12 protein-coding genes are annotated in these 16,481 nt (G+C 28.1%); 3 read left to right on the top strand and 9 right to left on the bottom strand.

Annotated features, from left to right (window positions below; all coding sequences use genetic code 11):
* The first annotated feature begins 138 nt into the window (after positions 1-138).
* Positions 139-1,140, top strand: a complete 1,002-nt coding sequence (locus GQX97_RS03460; RefSeq protein WP_157150551.1) for an ABC transporter ATP-binding protein — start codon at positions 139-141, stop codon at positions 1,138-1,140.
* 4 nt (positions 1,141-1,144) lie between these two features.
* On the opposite strand, the gene GQX97_RS03465 is transcribed toward GQX97_RS03460, so the two are convergent.
* From GQX97_RS03465 to trpB, 3 genes are all read right to left on the bottom strand, one after another.
* Complete coding sequence (locus GQX97_RS03465; protein WP_157150552.1) at positions 1,145-1,879, bottom strand: hypothetical protein; 735 nt, start codon at positions 1,877-1,879, stop codon at positions 1,145-1,147.
* Between the two features lie 2 nt (positions 1,880-1,881).
* Positions 1,882-2,727, bottom strand: a complete 846-nt coding sequence (locus GQX97_RS03470; RefSeq protein WP_157150553.1) for a hypothetical protein — start codon at positions 2,725-2,727, stop codon at positions 1,882-1,884.
* Positions 2,728-2,893: 166 nt separating this feature from the next.
* Positions 2,894-4,150: a tryptophan synthase subunit beta gene (gene trpB, locus GQX97_RS03475; RefSeq protein WP_157150554.1), complete on the bottom strand. Its 1,257-nt coding sequence runs from the start codon at positions 4,148-4,150 to the stop codon at positions 2,894-2,896.
* Between the two features lie 160 nt (positions 4,151-4,310).
* On the opposite strand from trpB, the gene GQX97_RS03480 reads away from it, so the two are divergent.
* Together GQX97_RS03480 and GQX97_RS03485 are read left to right on the top strand one after the other, a co-directional pair.
* Positions 4,311-5,690: an MATE family efflux transporter gene (locus GQX97_RS03480; RefSeq protein WP_157150555.1), complete on the top strand. Its 1,380-nt coding sequence runs from the start codon at positions 4,311-4,313 to the stop codon at positions 5,688-5,690.
* 26 nt (positions 5,691-5,716) lie between these two features.
* Entirely contained in the window at positions 5,717-7,486 is a 1,770-nt protein-coding gene (locus GQX97_RS03485) for a CASTOR/POLLUX-related putative ion channel (RefSeq protein ID WP_157150556.1), read from the top strand.
* A 284-nt stretch (positions 7,487-7,770) separates the two neighbouring features.
* Here GQX97_RS03485 and GQX97_RS03490 read toward each other — a convergent pair whose 3' ends face one another.
* The 6 genes from GQX97_RS03490 to GQX97_RS03515 form a co-directional block, all read right to left on the bottom strand.
* The gene (locus tag GQX97_RS03490; RefSeq protein ID WP_157150557.1) at positions 7,771-8,874 is read right to left on the bottom strand and encodes an ABC transporter ATP-binding protein; all 1,104 of its coding nucleotides are present in this window, start codon (positions 8,872-8,874) and stop codon (positions 7,771-7,773) included.
* 180 nt (positions 8,875-9,054) lie between these two features.
* A complete protein-coding gene (locus tag GQX97_RS03495; RefSeq protein ID WP_157150558.1) occupies positions 9,055-11,043 on the bottom strand; it encodes a TIM-barrel domain-containing protein in 1,989 nt (662 codons plus the stop codon).
* A 32-nt stretch (positions 11,044-11,075) separates the two neighbouring features.
* Positions 11,076-13,364 carry an alpha-xylosidase gene (gene yicI, locus GQX97_RS03500; protein ID WP_157150559.1) on the bottom strand — a complete coding sequence of 763 codons (2,289 nt, stop codon included), beginning with the start codon at positions 13,362-13,364 and terminating at the stop codon, positions 11,076-11,078.
* A gap of 70 nt (positions 13,365-13,434) precedes the next feature.
* Positions 13,435-14,271 carry a carbohydrate ABC transporter permease gene (locus tag GQX97_RS03505; protein WP_157150560.1) on the bottom strand — a complete coding sequence of 279 codons (837 nt, stop codon included), beginning with the start codon at positions 14,269-14,271 and terminating at the stop codon, positions 13,435-13,437.
* A complete protein-coding gene (locus GQX97_RS03510; protein ID WP_198391195.1) occupies positions 14,268-15,158 on the bottom strand; it encodes a carbohydrate ABC transporter permease in 891 nt (296 codons plus the stop codon). The genes GQX97_RS03505 and GQX97_RS03510 overlap by 4 nt, the downstream gene beginning before the upstream one ends.
* An 89-nt stretch (positions 15,159-15,247) precedes the next feature.
* On the bottom strand, positions 15,248-16,462 hold the full coding sequence (locus GQX97_RS03515; RefSeq protein ID WP_157150561.1) for an ABC transporter substrate-binding protein: 1,215 nt from the start codon (positions 16,460-16,462) through the stop codon (positions 15,248-15,250).
* Positions 16,463-16,481 lie beyond the last annotated feature (19 nt).

A 16,481-nucleotide genomic window follows, 5' to 3' on the forward strand; every position in this document is an offset into this window, starting at 1 on the left:
ATTCATTATAGCTAAAAAAACAAAAATATAAACTTTCTATAAAATAAAAAATATTGTTAGAATAAAAAACTATACTTGATTTCTATATTATAATATATTACTATTATATCAGATAATAAATATTGTTAAGAGATTCCAATGAATAGTAGTGTAATATTAAAACTTGAAAATGTAAAAAAATATTTTAAGCCTCATAGTAATGTAATAGAAAGTTTAATAAAAAAAACAAAAGAAATTAAAGCAGTTGATGATGTAAGCTTAGAAATAAAAAAAGGAGAAATACTTGCAATTATAGGAGAATCTGGAAGCGGAAAAACAACAATCGGCAAATTAATAATGAAATTAATAGAGCCTACTTCTGGAAACATTATATTTGAAAATGAAAATATTAATAATTTTGACAAAGAACAAATAAAGAAATACAGACAAAATGTGCAAATGATATTTCAAGACCCTTATGCATCAATGAACCCAAGATTTAAAATAAGAGATGTGTTGAAAGAAGCACTTTATATTCATAATATAGAGGGTGATGAAAAGGATTATGATGAAATGGTGATAAAGGCACTTGAAGATGTAAAGATTAATCCTCCTGAAGAGTTTATGGATAGATATCCGCATATGCTTTCGGGCGGGCAGCGTCAAAGAATTGCAACGGCTCGTGCTTTAATACTTAATCCAAAATTAATTGTTGCTGATGAACCCGTATCTATGATAGATTTATCTACAAGAGCTGAAATACTTTATATGATGAAAGAAGTGCAAATACAAAAACAATTAAGCTATATTTATATTACTCATGATTTGTCAACTGCTAAATATTTTGCAGATAAAATAGCAGTAATGTATTTGGGAAACATTGTAGAGATAGGAGAAGCTAATGAAATAATAGAAAATCCTAAACACCCCTACACTAAAGCATTAATCTCTGCAGTACCTGATGCTTCTACAGGAAGAGCAAACATTATTAAAGAGCTTCCAATAAAAGGAGAAATACCTAATGCATCAGATATACCAACAGGTTGCAGATTCCATACAAGATGCATATATGCAAAAAAAGAATGCCAAAATACAGAAGCTATATTAAAAGATGTAAACAGTAATCATAAATCAGCTTGCATATTTTATGATAGTATATAAATAACTATACCCCATTCCAAGAAGCTGCATCACCTTGATAAGCCCACTGATAAGTATCATTATCTCCTATCAAAACTTTTACTAAACCAGCACCATTATAAAATATATAAAGCCCATTAACCAAATATGGAGCATTATCATCAAACCCATTCATATTAGTAACAATCACTACACTATTAAAATCAGTCTGATATCCAAAATATTGAACTTTCCAAGGAGTTGAAGCGTTAATCATATTGCCATTCTTTGTGCCAATAGTTCCTACCCCTGTAACATCCATATTATTTCCTGTTATAGTGCTTGTGCCCTCTGGTCTTGGTATTACTGGTACTATTGTGTCAATTTGAGTCTCAATATACTTATCTTCTATAAGCTCATTCGTACCATATGCTGTTACTGTTACATAATATTTTGTACCATTTATAAAATTATAAGGAATCTCCATAGTAAAATTAGTGCGGGTATGATTTGTACCTTTTACAGTCGGAAGTGATTGATCTGTTACATTTAATATAGCATCGTCTGGCTGAATCATATCTTCTGAAGTTTTTGCATATAAATTAAATCCTGCAAAATCTGATGCTAATATCCCAGACCAAAAAGATATACTCACCTTACCATCTCCCGGTATAGCTTTTATTTCATAAGGGATATTATACTCATCTATTACAGTAACGAGCTCTTCAGCACAAGAGCTAAAAAATATAGTAAACAGGGTAAGTAAAAATATTTTTTTCATCTCTAATAACTCAATATATCAGCACTAATCTGATAGCAATAATCTACTACTATACTACTGCTAGTACTGTTAACACTCCTTACAAATATTTTTCCATAATAATTTCCACTACTTCTGCTAATCTTTATTAAATACAATCTATTAGCAATAACTTCCAAACTTTCTGTAGTATATCCTTCAGTTGGAGGCACTACAACATCATAAAGAGAAGTACCTGCCACACGCTGTATAGACCATGTTTCACCAGATATTAGAGGACTGGAAAAATAAAGTTTACCATCCGCAGCATTCAATATTAATTTAGCTAAATTACCTGCCTCAAGAGATATGTTATTATTAACACTCACAGTTTGATTTGATATTTCTGGTCTAGGTGTCCCCATCTTAACATAATTATCATAATAATAATAACTTTCATTTTGAGGCGTTATTTGATAAGAACTCACCCATACATATATAGGTATACCGTTTCTTATATCGTTTTCTTGAAGTAAAGAAATTTCTGTAACGTTGCTTCCTGTATAATAAATATTTTTCTCTATTGTAAAAGTAAATGTTTGCAAACTTGTGCTTCTTGTAGTTACTATCGTAGGAATTGTCTTTTGCTCACTATAGACTCTATATATTCTAGGGTTAACACTATCTCCAAAATATATATTATATCCGCTGAAAGCAGGTTCATTGTTTTGTGCTTGAAACTCTACTACTATTTTCCTATCCATAGGTGTAACTTTTGTTATAAAGGGCTGATTCATCTCTTGCGTAATACTAGTTATATCTGGAAGTCCGCAAGAAACTAGAGTAATAAAAAATACTATAGATATAAAAATCCTACAAAAATAATTCATCGTTTAATTATATAATTAATATTAAAAATATCAATATAAAAGTAAAAATAGAAATGTTTATGTAAAATACGATATTAACTAATAAAAGGTATAGCAATTTAATTAACTAAAAATTACTATACCTTTTAAATAATCAATAAAAATAGATAAAGGATTTAATATATGTTTATTTAAAATTATGTATATCAATATTATTTTCTAATCTCTTTAACTCATCTTGCAAGAACTCTTTCCATCTCTCAGCTCTAAATATAGGCGAGGTTATAAAAATATCCTTATCTCCCCTTCCAGACATATTAACTATTATAACATCATCTTTAGAGCATTCCTTAGCATATTCTATAGCCTTAGCCCCAGCATGTGCACTCTCTAAAGCAAATATAACTCCCTCATGCTTAGCAAATTCTTTAACAGCATTAACAGCTTCAGTATCAGTAGCACTTAAAAATCTAATTCTTCCAATATCTCCTAAATATGCTAATTGAGGTCCAATTCCCGGATAATCAAGCCCCGCCGATATAGACATAGTATTAGATATTTCTCCATTTTCTGTTAATATAAACTTAGTTTTATATCCTTGAGCAATATGTTCTTTAGCATATTTATTATTCATTCTTACAGCATTCTCACCAATATTTGTACCTATTCCGCCCGCCTCAACAGCTATTAATTCTATATCAGTTTTTTCTATAAATGGCTCAAAAAAACCTATAGCATTAGAACCGCCTCCAACACATGCAATCATAGATTTTACTTTTAACTTTTTTTCTTCTATTTGCTTAGCTAATTCTCTTCCTATTATAGATTGAAAAGTTCTCACTATATCTGGATAAGGGCTAGGTCCAACAGCACTTCCAAGCAAATAATGAGTGTCATCCAAATTTTTTATCCATTCTTCTAAAGCCTCATCAACTGCATCTTTTAATCCTCTAGCTCCTCTTTTAACCGATACAACATTAGCCCCATATAATTCCATAGATGCCACATTAGGCTGCTGCCTGCGTACATCTATATCCCCCATGTATATAGAACATTCTAACCCTAACTTAGCACAAGCTGCCGCCGTAGCAATACCATGCTGCCCCGCTCCTGTTTCTGCTATTATTTTTTTCTTTCCCATCCTTTTTGCTAATAATGCCTGACCTATGGAATTATTAATCTTATGTGCTCCAGTATGGGCAAAACCTTCAAGCTTTACATATATCTTTGCCCCGCCTATACTTTCTGATATGTTCTTGGCATACATTAATGGTGTAGGTCTTCCCAAAAAATCACTCCTAAGTTCTTCTAATTCATTTAAAAAGTCTTTGTCTTTTATATAAAAATTAAAAGCTTCTTCTAATTCTGCTAATTTTTTTTCAAGTTTATCATCTACAAATCTTCCGCCAAACTTTCCAAAAAATCCATTTTCACTGTTTATCATTGTGAGCCCCTTTTGTTAATTACTATATATAGTATTTTACCATATATAGTATTTTTGTCAATAGTATTTATATAAATTTATACAAAAATTAATTATTAAAATAATTTAAATTATTAAAAAAATATAATATAATAAAAATATCTAATTATGCGGATTTTATATGTATAACGAAGTGACTTCTAATCCATTATATTATGAAAAAATACATAAACTTCTTTTTAAATTTGGTACTCCAAGTATAATATCAATGCTAGTTGGAGCATTATATAATATAGTAGATCAAATGTTTATAGGACAAGGGGTTGGCATAAATGGAAATGCTGCTACAAATGTTGCTTTTCCACTAACAACAATATGTGTATCAATAGCATTATTTTTAGGGCATGGAGGATCATCTTTATATAGTTTACTGCTTGGGAGAGGAGAAAAAGAAAAAGCATCAACTATTATAGGAAATACAATATCTTTAGCATTTATTTTAAGTATAATATTAACTATAATAGTAAAAGTATTTATAGAGAAAATAATGTATATGTTTGGCTCTACTGAGGAAGTATCAAGTTATGCTATAAAATATAGCTCAATAACTTCTATAGGCTTTTTGCCTTTTATATTTTCAAGCATGATGAGCCATATAATAAGAGCAGACGGAAGCCCTAGATATTCAATGATGTCTGTATTAAGCGGAGCTATTGCTAATACTATATTAGACCCTATATTTATATTTTATTTCAAAATGGGTATATCTGGAGCTGCTTTGGCTACTATTATTGGGCAGTTTATATCTTTTGCTTTAACTTTTAAGTATATATTCAAAATGAAAAATATTACACTTAATGGCAAAAACTTTATATTAAATATTAGAAACGCCATTAAAATTTTCACTTTAGGATTAGCTGGAGGATTCAATCAATTAGCCATGATGGCTGTACAAATTACAATGAATAATGTATTAAGCTATTATGGAAATCAATCAATATATGGAGGCAATATTCCTCTTGCTGTATCTGGAATAATAATAAAAATTAATATGATTGTTATGGCTTTTATAATAGGTACAGGACAAGGTTCGCAGCCTATAATTGGATTTAATTATGGAGCTAAAAATTATAAAAGAGTAATAAATACATATAAGTTAAGTGTGTTTATAACAACTATGATGGCTATAACAGCTTCGATACTATTTCAATTATTTCCAAGACAAATAGTTTCTATGTTTGGAGATGGAAGTGAATTATATTTTTCTTTTGCTGAAGAATATATGAGAATATATATGCTATTTATGGTAGTTAATGGAGTTCAGCCCGTTACAGGTTCATTTTTTACTTCTATAGGTAAAGCATTTAAGGGAGCATTTATAGCTATGACTAGGCAGATAATTTTCTTGCTTCCTCTTATAATAACACTCCCTAAAATATTTGGTATAGACGGTGTAATGTATGCTGGTCCAATAGCAGATGGTATGGCTTTGATAGTTACTATTTTATTTGTAACAAAAGAAATAAAAAACATAAAAAAATTAGAAGAGATTAAAAACTAAATAATAATTTTTATGGAGTTTTATTTATGAAAAGAATACTAAAATATATTAGGTATAATATTGATCTAATATTCAGCAAGGGAATTTTATATCAATTAATGGTGCTAGTATCCATCATTGTAACTACATTATTGTTTGTTGCAATATTTATGAAAATAGCTTTTAAGTATCCTATAGTAGATGGTTTTTGGGATAGCTTGATGCAATTTATTGATACAGGAAATATTTCTGCTGCAGAAGAATCTAATGGTTTTAATGCTATAGTTGCTACTTTTTTAGCTGTTACATTTATAGGGGTTTGTGGTTGGGGGCTTCTTATTGCTATGATTAATAATGCTTTACAGGAGAGAATAAGAAATCTTAGTAATGGAAATTCATTTATTATGGAACGCAATCACTCTATAGTATTAGGATACGGAGAAGAAGTTTTTACTATAATCGAAGAGTTTATAATGGGAAGGTCAAAAAAGATTGTAGTACTTTCTAATTATGAAGCTTCTTATATTAAAAAAAGAATATCTTTTTTTAAAAAATATAAAAATACTAAAGTTGTTATAAGAAAGGGAAATCCTAGCAGATTTGAAAATTTGCAGCTTTTAAATATAGAAAGAGCAAATAGTGTATCTATAGTTAATGAAGATGATAGTGAATCTTTAAAAATTTTATTATCCCTAAAAAGAATATTACAAAAAGAAAATAAAAATATATTCAACAAAAAAAGGCATAGAACTTTAAATATATGTATGCTTGTAAACAAAAAAGATAATATAGAAATAGTAAAGTCTATAGATGATAGTGAACTTTTTAATGTACATATAATCTATAAATATGAAATATTATATAAACTAATAGGTCAAAGTATCATGTATACAGGTTTAAGTAATATATACGAAGAGTTATTTGACTATAAAGGAATAGATATAGAAATAGAGTCAAAACATCATTGTAATGCATTAAATTTTAAAAATGCAGCTAGTAAATATTTAAAAAATAATAAAATATTATTAGGAATAATCAATCAAGAAGATAAAACTTTACTAATACCAAAAGAAACTGAAAAAATAAAAACTTCAGATAAATTAGTAGTATTATTTAGAAGAGATGATGAAAAAAAAGAAATCAGTATTTCAAATCATATAAACAATGCTCATAGTATAATAAAACATAGAATACTATTAATATTAGAAAGTAATAAAGAAAAAGAAGTAATAGAAGAAATAGCTGAATATATAGAAAAAGATAATATTTTTATATTACATTATGAGGAAATAGAAAAACAAGAAATAAAAAAAGATTTTCTAATATCAAAAATTAACAAAAATAAGATAACAAAAATAATATTAATATCAGAAAATATTGACACAGATACTAAAGCTATGAATATTCTTCTCGTTATAAGAGCTATTATTAAAGATTATAAGTATGACATACCTATATTATCTCTGATTAATTCTATAGAAAATAGAGATTTAATATATTCTGATGATATAAAAGATTTTATAGTTAGCGGTAAATTAATAGGTACATTGATGGCTACTGCTTCAAAAGATTCTGATTTACTTTATGTGTTTGGAGATTTACTTACAAAAGGAGGCAATGATATAGTCATGGTTCCTTACAATCAACTTCATATAGATAAAAAAGAAAATAAATTTATAGATATATATAAAAAACTTATTGAAAAAAGAAAAATAGCAATAGGTATAAAAGAACGCTCTAAAATAATATTAAATCCTGATGAGGAAATTAAAATAGATGAGGGTTCTGAAATTATAGTAATATTACAAAATATTTAATAAAAACATTAGTCTAAAAGTTTAATTATATTTTTATAAATTTTTTATTTAGCATAAAATATAGTATCATTATTATTTATTATATATTTATCAGCATTTGCATTAAAAGTATAGCTACTACTTTGTATGCCCTTTCATGGAAATTAATATTAATGCAATGTTTTCTGCCTCATCTTGAACATTAATATTTTTTGCTATAACAAGTGATAGCTATATTTAAAACTATTTACAAAAAAATAAGCAGTCTATAATATATATTATAAATTAATACTTAGCGTTTTTCTTTACTCCACTAAAATATTTTTTTCAGTATTTTTATCAAATATATGAAGCTTACTTAAATCGAAATGCATAAATGCATGTTGATCTATAGAATAATCATCACTAGTATTAATTCTTATAGTTACATGAGAATCTCCAAAGTTCATGTATAAATAACTTTCAGAACCAACCATCTCAATTACATCAATTATAGCTTCTATAGAATTGCTGCCAGAATTGTTTGTATCTAAAATAATATTTTCTGGTCTAATACCTAATATTACTTCTTTATCATTATAAGAATCATCAATTTTAGCAAGTCTAGGGTCATCTAACTCTATTTCATATTTATCAAAGCTAGCATACCATTTAGAATTTTTCTTAGCAAGCTTAGCATTGATGAAGTTCATTTGAGGGGCACCAATAAATCCTGCTACGAATAAATTTTTAGGATGATTATAAAGAGTTTTAGCATCATCTACTTGCATAATGTCCCCATCTTTCATAACAACGATTTTAGTCCCCATAGTCATAGCTTCAACTTGGTCATGTGTAACGTATACAAATGTTGTTTCTAATTGTTTATGAAGTTTAATTAATTCAGTACGCATCTGAACTCTTAATTTAGCATCAAGGTTAGAAAGCGGTTCATCTAATAAGAAAACGGATGGGTTTCTTACCATAGCTCTTCCTAAAGCCACCCTTTGACGCTGACCGCCAGATAATGCTTTAGGTTTTCTGTCAAGCAAATGAGCTATATCAAGTACTTTTGCTGCCCATTCAACTCTTTTTTTAATTTCATCTTTTGGAGTTTTTCTAAGTTCCAAACCAAAAGCCATATTCTTAAATACAGACATATGCGGATATAAAGCATAGTTTTGAAATACCATAGCAATATCTCTATCTTTTGGAGCTACATCATTTATGAGTCTATCTCCAATATATAGCTTACCATCTGTGATTTCCTCAAGACCTGCTATCATACGTAAAGTTGTAGATTTACCGCAGCCTGAAGGCCCGACAAGAATTACAAACTCCTTGTCGGCTATATCCAAACTAAAGTCTTTAACAACCTCAACTTTGTTGTCATATACTTTTCTTACATGCTCAAATTTTATACTAGACATAATACATCTCCAAAAGTTATTTTACATATTAAATCTTAACTTATTTTATATAATATTTTAACATTTTAGTAAATATAGAGATTACTATATATCAATAATAATCTCTATACACATTAAATTTTTATTTACCATTTTTTATGTTTATATAAAAGAATAAATTAATTAAAAATAATATTTATTTTATTCTTGTACTATCAATTTTTGCAATTCTTTTCCTTCATCTGTATTCTTAACAAATAGAGGAATTTTACTAATATCAGCCTCTACCTTAATATATTGACCTCCATCATATTCTTTGTTATCCCATACATATATCCATTTAGAATTTTTAGGTAAATAAACTTCCCTATTTTCTGCTTTTTCTTTATATATAGGTGCTACTAAAATAGAATCTCCAAACATATATTGATCTTCTATTAAAAAAGTTTCCTCGTCTTTATAATATTCATAAAATAAAGGTCTAACAACAGGTGTTCCAAATTCATGAGTTTCTTTCATAAGTTTCATTATATATGGTTTTAATCTTTCTCTAATTAAGGTATATTTTAATAATATTTTGTAATTATCTTCACCATAACTCCATAATTCATTAGGTCCGCCGCTATTACAATTAGAAGTATTTATTTGTGACAATCTAAAACCATGATTTCTAAATATTGGACAGAAAGCTCCAAATTGAAACCATCTGACAAATAATTCTCTAAACTTTTCAGAATTAGCATCTCCGCCAAAAAAGCCTCCTATATCCATAGTCCACCATGACATACCGCACATAGCCATACTCATAACTATTTTTATCTGTTTGAGCATAGATTCGTATGTAGATGGTATATCTCCAGACCAAACAACAGTTCCATATTTTTGAGAGCCTAACCAATTACATCTAATTAAATTTACAATATCACTTTCACCTTGTTTCTTCATACCATCATAAAAAGTTTTAGCATAATAATATGGATATATGTTAGTTACTTCCAACCCATTTCCTATAGAATATCTTAAATTAGAATAATCACTAGGTTTAATCTCTGGTTCAGCTTCATCTAACCAAAAAGTTTTTATTCCAAAATCATAGTAATTCTTCTTTACAATATTCCATACATATTCCCTAGCCTCACTATTAGTAGCATCATAATACGTTTCAGGTCCTAAAAACATTAAAAATACAGGGACTCCTATTTCTGAACGTACTATATAATTATTTTTTACCATATATTGATAATTCTCGCTATTAGGATCAACAGTAGGCCAAATAGAAACCATTAGCTTTATTCCCATTTCATTTAATTCATCAACCATAGCCTTAGGATTTGGAAAAGCTTTAGGATCAAATTTCCATTCTCCCTGTTCTGTCCAATGGAAGAAATCTATCACTATAACAGATAAAGGTATATTTCTTTTTTTGTGCTCTCTAGCAATATTTAATACCTCTTCTTGTGTTTCATAGCGTAATTTACATTGCCAAAAACCGGCAGCCCATTCTGGCAACATTGGAGTTTGTCCATATAGTTTTGACAAATTAGTTACTACTTCATTTGGATTATCTCCAGCAAATATTAAATAATCTAACTGCTTAGTACGTTCTGCTTTAATCATAGTATGATTTTTTACTAATTCAGCCTTTCCAACAGCTGGATTGTTCCATACAAAACCGTATCCCAATGAAGAATAGAAAAAAGGTATAGATGATTGTGTATTTTTATGACATAGTTCAATGGTAGAGCCTTTTAAATCAAATATATTATGTTGATAAGAACCCATACCATAAAAATGTTCTTTATCATTAGGTTTAAAATATACTCTTCCCTCAAATACATCACTTGTAACCATTTTATATGTTCTTGCTTCTCTTAATTTTATGGTAAGTTCTCTCTCATCTATCCAATACTCTTTTAGAATATATTCAGAATTAGTATTCATGTAATTTACAGTTCCATTTTCTAATATCTCTACTGATATTTTTCCATTCTTAATTACAACTTTATCTTTTTGATCAATAATTTTAAAATCACTATTATTTTTAGGGAGAAGAGTCCAATTTTCTTCTATAACATTATTAGCATTAATGCCTCTAAATCTTATTGTGTTTTCTCCGTATGGTTCTAAACAAATAGTTTCACCTTTATTTCGCCAATAAACACGATCTTCTAAAATTTGAAAACCAAACATATATAATATCCTCCTTTGTTATTTAATATTATTTATATATTGAATACTAATTCTTTTTGTCCTTTCTTAGCATCTAAAACATAAATCTTTCCATTTATATGTAAAGTAGCTTTCCAATCATAAGAATCATTAGTAACTGTAATTTTTACAGCATTTGTTTCTCTTTTTATACTAACTTCACAAGCTAATGAATTATTAGAATTAAATATTTTTGTTTTAATATCACTTGAAGGTTCATATATATGATAATTTAGATTATACATATACTCATAATCACATCTTGAATTATTATTTCCAAAAGCAATTATAGAATTTTCTTTGGCTAATATAGGCATACTCATATAATCATGTTTTTCTTCTATCCATTTTCCGCTATCTTCACAATTATATAATTTATTATCCAATATATTAGTCCATTTACCTTTTGGAAGATAATAAGAAGCAATAGACTTATCATTGAATATAGGAGCAACAAGTAAATTATCCCCAAACATATATTGTAAATCCAAATATCTACAAGATGGATCATCTTCAAATTCCATAACCATACTTCTTAATAGAGGTATTCCTGTATTATGGGCATTAACTGACTGAGCAAAAATATATGGCATCAATTCACATTTTAGATTAGTAAACTTTCTAAGCACATCTACAGATTCATCATCAAAATTCCAAGGCACCCTATAAGTTTTACTACCATGAAGTCTGCTATGAGAAGACAACAAACCAAAAGCAACCCATCTTTTATATAAATCTGGTGTAGCAGTAGTTTCAAATCCGCTTATATCATGACTCCAAAAAGAATATCCGCTCATAGCAAGAGACAAACCGCCTCTTAAAGTTTCTGCCATAGATTCATAAGTTGCAGTTGAATCACCTCCCCAATGAACAGGAAACTTTTGTCCTCCAACTGTACCAGATCTTGCAAATACCAAAGCTTTATCTTTACCGAATTTTTTTTCTAAAACACCAAATACACATTGATTATATAGATATGTATAATAATTATGCATTTTTAAAGGGTCAGTCCCATTATAATATACAACATCTTCCCAAGGTATTCTTTCACCAAAATCTGTTTTAAATGTATCAACACCTATATCTACCAAATTTTCTAATTTTTCTGCATACCATTTACATGCTTCAGGATTTGTAAAATCAATAACTGCCATTCCAGATTGCCATCTATCCCACTGCCAAACATCACCATTTGTTTTCTTTATAAAATATCCATTTTTCTTGCCTTCTTCAAACATGCTTGACAGCTGTCCTACATAAGGATTTATCCAAACACATATTTTTATTCCTTTATCTTTTATCTTCTTCAAAAAAGATTTAGGATCTTTAAAATTATCATCATCAAATTCCATATCACACCATCTAAATCCTTTCATCCAAAAACAGTCGAAATGGAACACATTTAAAGGTATTTTTCTTTCTATCATACCATCTATAAAAGAATTAACAACTTTTTCATCATAATCTGTTGTAAATGATGTGCTAAGCCACAACCCAAATGACCAAGCTGGAGGTAATGCAGGTTTTCCTGTCAATGTAGTATAATTTTCAATAACTCCCTTCATAGATTTAGACGCTATAAAATAATATTCTAATGATTCATCTTCTATAGAAAACTGAGTTTTAGAAACAACTTCTGTACCAATCTCATAAGAAATAGGACCGCTATCATTTACCAATACTCCATATTTTTTATTAGAGACAAAAAATGGAACATTTTTATAAGCTATTTCTGTACAAGTTCCTCCATCTTCATTCCACATATTAACAGTTTGTCCATTTTTTACATAAGCAGTAAATCTCTCTCCAAGACCATAAATACATTCTGTAGGTGATATATTTAGCATTTCTCTTATATATCGTTTATCTGTATTTTCATCAATTATATAAGCTAATCCATGTTCTTCACTAGAAGTCAAATACTCCCCGTCATAATAATATCCCATAAACCATAGCTCACCTTTCTTAATTAATACGCTGGTTTTTCCTGAAGTAAATTTAACATATTCATCATTTTCTTCTATAGAAACATTAACATTAGTTTTTTCATTAATATTGAAGTGAGGTCCTCTATCTAATTTACCATCATAATGTGTAGCTCTAACTTTAATAACATCTTCTAATGGGGAACTTATATTAATAGTTAATATACTAATATTCAAAGTGTCGGCTTTTTGTTTTATCAATATAGTTGGGGCAACTAATGTAAGGGAATTTCCATTGTTATGAATTTCATATACATGCCTTACTCTATTAAGTTTAATACCTTTTTTAATTTCCCACATTCCATCTAAAAATTTCATAATAATATCTCCTGAATTTATTTTTATTTTATTAATATTAAATTATTGTTATTATAATAATAATTATTATTTAACCCTTTACAGATCCTTCTAAAAGTCCTCCCACTATGTATTTTTGTAATAGTATAAATATTATTACAACAGGCAATACTAGTAAAACAGCATAAGCCATTATTCTATTCCATTGAGTTCCATAAACAGACATAAAATTATATATACCAGCAGTCATAGGTCTTAAATTTTCATTATTATTAAATGTCATAGAAAATATTAAATCATTCCATGCCATTATGAATGAAAATGAAGCTGAAGTTATTAAACCAGGTTTAGATATAGGTAAAAATATTTTTAGAAATATTTGCCACATAGTACAACCATCTATTTTTCCAGCTTCTTCTAATTCTTTAGGTGCTTTTATAAAAATAGTTCTCATTATTAAAATAGTAAATGGTATAGAAATAGTTGCTGTTGATAATATAGGCCCTAAATATGAATTAATAATTTTTAATTTTGTAAACATTATAAATAAAGGTGTTAAGATTAAAGAAGTTGGCAGCAATTGAGTTAAAAGAAACACTAATAATATAGATTTTTTAAATGGCACATTAAATCTTGCAAGTCCATAAGATGCAGGTATTGAGAGTATTAATGAAAGCATAGTAGAAAATAGTGCTATAATAAATGAGTTTAAAAAAGATCTCATTATATTAAAATTAACAAATTGATCTATATAACTTGAAAAATCTATTTTTTTAGGTAATAAAGTCATTGCACTAGAGAATATTTCTGATTCAGTTTTTAAAGAACTAAAAAATATTATAAGCAAAGGAAATAAAAAAATTATTGTTATTAATATTCCTATAATACTTAAAATAATTTCCCTAACTAATTCTTTTCTTAATTTCATTCTCCAACCTCCTCTTTAGAAGTTAGTCTCACATATATAAAGCTCACTATTATTAAAAATATTGCTAAAATATTTGCGACAGAAGCTCCCTGACTAAAATAATAATATTTAAAAGAAAGTAAATATGAATAAGTTGAAAGCACTTCTGTAGAATTAACAGGACCTCCAGCTGTCATTGTAAAAACTAAATCAAAAACTTTAAAAGTATAAACAAATCCAAGCACTAAAACAGATAAAATAGCTGGCTTTATCATAGGCACCACTATAAATATTAATCTTTGCCACGCTACTGCCCCATCTATCTTGGCACTTTCTATAATACTATCTGGAACATTTGATAGCCCCGTTGAAAGCAAAAGCATATTAAAAGGAATTCCAACCCAAGAATTAGCTATTATTAGTCCCCACATAGCAGTGTCCTGATTAGAAATCCATAATATTGGTTCTTTTATTAACCCTAAAATCATTAAATAATTATTAACAATTCCTGTTTCTGACAACATGAATTTAAATACTAAAGCTGTAGCAATAGTAGGCATCATCCAACTTATTATAATTATACCTCTAAGAAATCCTGATATTCTAAATTTCAAGTTAAAAAATAATGCCATTAAAAAACCTAATGAAAATTGTATTATAAGGCACATTACTGTATAAAATAGAGTATTTTTTAAAGTGATAAATATAAGAGGTGAAGAAAATATATTTTTATAATTTTCTAAGCCAACAAATTCCTTCGAAGCACTTCCTATATTCATTAATGTTGTATCTTGAAAGCTTAATACTATATTATATATTATTGGATAACCAACAAATATCAACATATACCCTAATGCTGGAATTACAAATAATATTTCATAAGAATTTATTTTTTTTATCATTTTCATTATAATTATTCCTATTAATAAATATATATACTACTTAATAAATACATATACTACTAATAAAAATTAGTAGTATATAAAAGGATATTAACTTAATCAGCTTTATTAATTTGATCTATTTTTGCTTGAGCTTCATCTAAAGCTTCTTGAGGTGTTTTATTTAAAGTTAAGCTTTCATGTTCAGCATTAATCATAGCAGAAGAAATTTCAGGCCATTTTGGATGAGGTCCCCTAGGAACTGCATATTTTAATTGATCTGCAAAAACTTTCATTATAGGATCATCACCATACACTTTTTCAATATCGATATTAGATTTTGGAGAAAATTTTCCTATCTCTTTACAATATCTTTCTGATATTTCAGAACTTATAAACCATGTTAAGAAATCCCAAGCACCATCTACATTTTTACCTTTGATAATTGTAAAATTTTCACCGCCTAATACTGAAGCATATTTTTTATCCATAGGAATTTTTGTAACACTCCAATTTTTATTAGGAGCATTCTTTAATACAGAAGGAACCATCCAACTTCCATTTATCATCATAGCAGCTTTACCTGCATTAAATTGTTTCTCTATATCAGCTTGGCCCCAAATTAATAACTCTTTACTTGCATACCCGTTTTTTACTAAATCAGTCAAAAAAGTTAATGCTCTTACACCTTCAGGACTATTAATTTTATTTATATTACCACCTGCTGATATTATCCAAGGTAATAATTGGAAAGTACCTTCTTCATTTTTTACTGCACTCCAAACCAATCCTTTAGTATCACCTTTAGTTAAAACTTTAGCAGCATTTTCTAATTGTGCCCAATTAGTAGGTACTTCTAAATTATTTTCTTCTAAGGCATCTACATCATAAAATAATGCTAAACAATTAACCGCATGAGGTAAACCATATATTCTGCCATCATATTTAACAGAATTTAATGGTCCCTCTAAAAACTGATTATCTTCCCAAGCATTAAATCTATCCGTTATATCTTCAAAAAGACCTGCTTTAGAAAAAGATGCCTGATCAGGATTGTCTATCATTCCTATATCTGGAAGTTCACCTGCAACAGCACCCATAGCATATTGTTTTAATAACTCTTCTCTAGGAACAAATTGAGCTTTTACAAAATATTTATCCTGTAAAGAGTTATACTCATCTATATAACTCAAAAAAGCTCCCACATCTGGTTCTGCAAAATAGTGCCATATAGTAACAACTTCTTTTCCATCTACAACTTCAGAATCATTCCCGCTACAACTGATAAATAAAAAAACTAAAGATACTAAAAATAAAATAATTTTTTTCATAGTAGGGTCTCCTAAAAAT

This window comes from Brachyspira sp. SAP_772 (assembly GCF_009755885.1).
Taxonomy (GTDB): Bacteria; Spirochaetota; Brachyspiria; order Brachyspirales; family Brachyspiraceae; genus Brachyspira.